Source organism: Methylobacterium sp. B1, assembly GCF_000333255.1.
GTDB classification, from domain to species: domain Bacteria; phylum Pseudomonadota; class Alphaproteobacteria; order Rhizobiales; family Beijerinckiaceae; genus Methylobacterium; species Methylobacterium fujisawaense.
Genome location: NZ_BACT01000125.1, coordinates 1 through 1,649 on the forward strand (window position 1 = coordinate 1; position 1,649 = coordinate 1,649).

The window sequence follows — 1,649 nt, forward strand, 5'->3', positions numbered from 1 at the left end:
CCGACCTGGGGGCCGGCCCTCGAAGGCCTGCTGGGGCGCGCCCGCCCGTTCTTGGTGGTTCCCCCGGACCGGCTGAACGAGGCGCTCGGCGTCCTGCAATCCGGCCGCGACCGGTTCCACCGCTGCATCCTGGTGAAGACCACCGACACCGCCAAGCAGCGGTCCCGCCGCTACGACGACGGTCCGCTCACCGTGATCGAGACCAGCGACCCGCACGCGGAGGCGTTCCTCGGCGTGCGGCTCGGCGGCTACGACCTCGCCCGGGACGACGCCGAACTGGCCCGCCTCGCCCGGGCGGTCGCCCCGAGCGGCCGGACCACGGCCGGGATGGCCTATTCGGTCACCCGCAGCGTCGAACTGCTGATGACCCGCGGCCATCGCGGGCCCACCGCCGACAGCCGCCGCGCCCACGAGATCGCCGTCGCCGAGGCGCGGCGCCTGCGCGGCGAGGCCGCGGTCCTGCGCGAGGCCGCCCGGACGGCGGCCGCGATCCGGGCCCGCGTCGCCCGGGGCCTCGACGACGTGGAGGCGCTACGGGCCGAGCTCGACGGGCTCGACGGGCGGCGGCGCACGCTCCAGACCGAGCGGGAGGGTATCGAGAAGCGTGACACGGCCGGGCTCGCCGCCGAGATCGCCGCGCTGACCACCGAGCGGGTCGGCTACCTGCGGGAATTGTCGGAGGAGCTGGAGCCCAAGCTCGACCGCCTGCTCGCCGACGAGGCGGCGCTGCGCGCCCGGATGGGACCGGTGCGCGAGGCCGTCCGCGCCGCTCTGTCGGCCCGCCGCGCGGCCCTGCGCCAGCTCAGTGCCGGCGACGCCGCGCGGGTGCGCCTCGCCCGCGGCGAGCCCTTCGACCTCGGCGTGGTCGCCGAGGCGCGGCGGGCGCTGGCCGGCCTCGATGCCAAGGCGGCCGGGACCCGGGTGACCGCCGAGCGCGGCCTCGCCCGGGAGTCCGCCGAGGCCGCCCGCTCCCACGGGCGGATCGCCGAGCGGGAGCTGGCGGAGGCCTGCGCCGCCTGGCGGGTGGAGAACCCGCTCGCCTCCGGGGACGCCCCGGCGATCGACGGCTTCGCCTGGGTGCGGCGGGAATACGAGGCCGTGGAGGGGCACGAACTCCGCCGCTACAGGGCGCAGGCCGAGCGGGCCGAGGTCGAGATGCGCCGCCTGATGACCGAGGATCTGCTGACGCGCCTCGCCGACCGGTTCGAGCGGGTCCATGCCCGGCTCGCCGCCCTCAACGAGCGGCTCTCGGCGCGCAGCTTCACCGGCCAGACCTACGCGTTCGAGGCGGCGGTGGATCGCCGCTACGCCGCCGTGCACGCGCTCGCCACCGAGACCGCCCGCTCACCCGAGGCCGCGCAGGCGCTGCTCGCCGGCGAGGCGGAGGGGCAGATGGCGGCGGCGCTCGAGGAGATCACCGCGCTGATCGCCGGCGAGGAGGATGCGGCGCGGCTCGCCGATTACCGCAACTACTTCGTCTACGAGATCGGCATGCGCGACCGGGCGGGCAACCGCACCACGATGTCGGCCCGGGCGCTGCGCGGCTCCGGCGGCGAGGCCCAGGCGCCGTTCTACGTGGCGATCGCCGCCTCGCTGGCCAGCGCCTACTATCCGGGCGACCGGCCGGGCGACGGAATCCGGGCTTGGCC

At 76.9% G+C, this 1,649-nt stretch carries 1 protein-coding gene; it reads left to right on the plus strand.

Annotated features, from left to right (window positions below; translation table 11 throughout):
* On the plus strand, positions 1 to 1,649 hold a 1,649-nt coding region (locus I53_RS03750), incomplete at both ends, for an SbcC/MukB-like Walker B domain-containing protein (RefSeq protein WP_043346819.1).